1 protein-coding gene is annotated in these 1,701 nt (G+C 62.5%); it reads right to left on the reverse strand.

Annotation, left to right across the window (positions count from 1 at the left end):
* A partial coding sequence (locus G5C50_RS32060; protein WP_165076162.1) for an efflux RND transporter permease subunit occupies positions 1-1,701 on the reverse strand: 1,701 nt, incomplete at both ends.

The following is a 1,701-nucleotide window of genomic DNA, read 5'->3' on the forward strand; positions in this document are numbered from 1 at the left end:
GGCAGCATGAAGCTCTCGTACTGACCCACCAGCACCAGGTACACGAACACCACCACGATCAGCAGAATGTAGACCGCCGTGTTCCCCTTGTTGGCCTCGTCGTACGTCAGACCTTCCCAGCCCACGTCGTAGCCCCGCGGCAGCGTCTCCGCCGCCACCTCGCGGATCGCCTGAATCGCCTGCCCCGTGCTGTAACCGTTGGCCGGCGCCCCCTGGATGGCCGCCGAAGGATACAGGTTGTAGCGGTTGATCTCGTTCGGCCCCTGTTTCTTTTCGAGCTTCATGAAGGCGGAGTAGGGGACCATGTCGCCGCGGTCGTTCTTGACGAAGATGTTGTTGAAGTCCTCCGGAAACCGCCGGAACTCCGGCGCGGCCTGGGCGTAGACCTTGAAGAACTGGCCGAAGCGGACGAAGCCCTGCTCCCAGGTGCTGCCGACCACGATCGACAGGTTGTCCATCGCGTTCTTGATCGACACCCCCTTCTGCATCGCCACGTCGTTGTTGATCACCAACTCGTACTGCGGGTAGTTGCTGGCGAAGAACGTGAACAGACCCTTCACTTCCTTCCGCTTGCCCAACGCCTCCAGATACTTGTTCGTCACCTCGCCGAGCCGCTGGTAGTCCATCGTGTTCGTCTTGTCCAGCACGCGCATCGAGAACCCGCCGGCCGCCCCGAACCCCGGCACCGCCGGCGGCTCGAAAAACTCCAGCTTCACGTTCGAGATCACGCTCCCTTCCTTCTCCAACTCCTCGATGATCTGCCGCGACGTCATCTTGCGGTCGGACCAGTTCTTGAGGTTGATCAAGCAGGTGCCGGCGTTCGAGCCGCGGCCCTCGGTCAACACCTCGTAGCCGGCCAAGGACGACACCGAGGCCACGCCGTCGATCTTGCGGGCGATGTCCTGCAGCTCGTGCGACTTGGAGTTGGTGTATTCGAGGGTGGACCCCGGCGGCGTCTGGATGATCCCGTAGATCATCCCCTGGTCCTCCAGCGGGATGAACCCCGAGGCAAGATGGTTGTTCACCAGATAGATGCCGGCTCCGAACGCCCCCACGACGAGCAACGTCAACAGCCGACGCGAGACGATCGCTCGGACGAATCTCGCGTAAACGCCGGTGACTCGTTCGACGCCCCGGTCGAAGAGGTGGAGGAACATCGCCAGCGGGCCCCGCCACTTGCCCTGGTTGGCCCCGTGCGGCTTCAAGATCATCGCGCAGAGCACCGGCGTCAGCGTCAACGCCACGATCCCCGACAGCACGATCGACATCGCCATCGTCAGGCCGAACTGGCGGTAGAACACCCCCACCGGACCCGTCATGAACGTCACCGGCACGAACACCGCCGTCATCACCAGCGTGATCGCGATGATCGCTCCGCTGATCTCCCCCATCACCTCCTTCGTCGCGGGATAAGGCTTCAGATGTTTCTCAGCCATTTTGGCGTGGACGGCCTCGACGACGACGATGGCGTCGTCGACCACCACGCCGATCGCCAGCACCAACGCGAACAGCGTGATCAGGTTGATCGACATCCCGAACAGCAGCATGAAAAAGAACGTGCCGATCAGCGACACCGGCACCGCCAACGTCGGAATCAGCGTCGATCGCCAGTCCCCCAGGAACAGGAAGACCACCAACGCCACCAGCACGAACGCCTCGAACAGCGTGTGCAGCACCTTCTCGATCGACGCCTCGAGGAAG

The sequence above is a fragment of the Paludisphaera rhizosphaerae genome, assembly GCF_011065895.1.
GTDB classification, from domain to species: Bacteria; Planctomycetota; Planctomycetia; order Isosphaerales; family Isosphaeraceae; genus Paludisphaera; species Paludisphaera rhizosphaerae.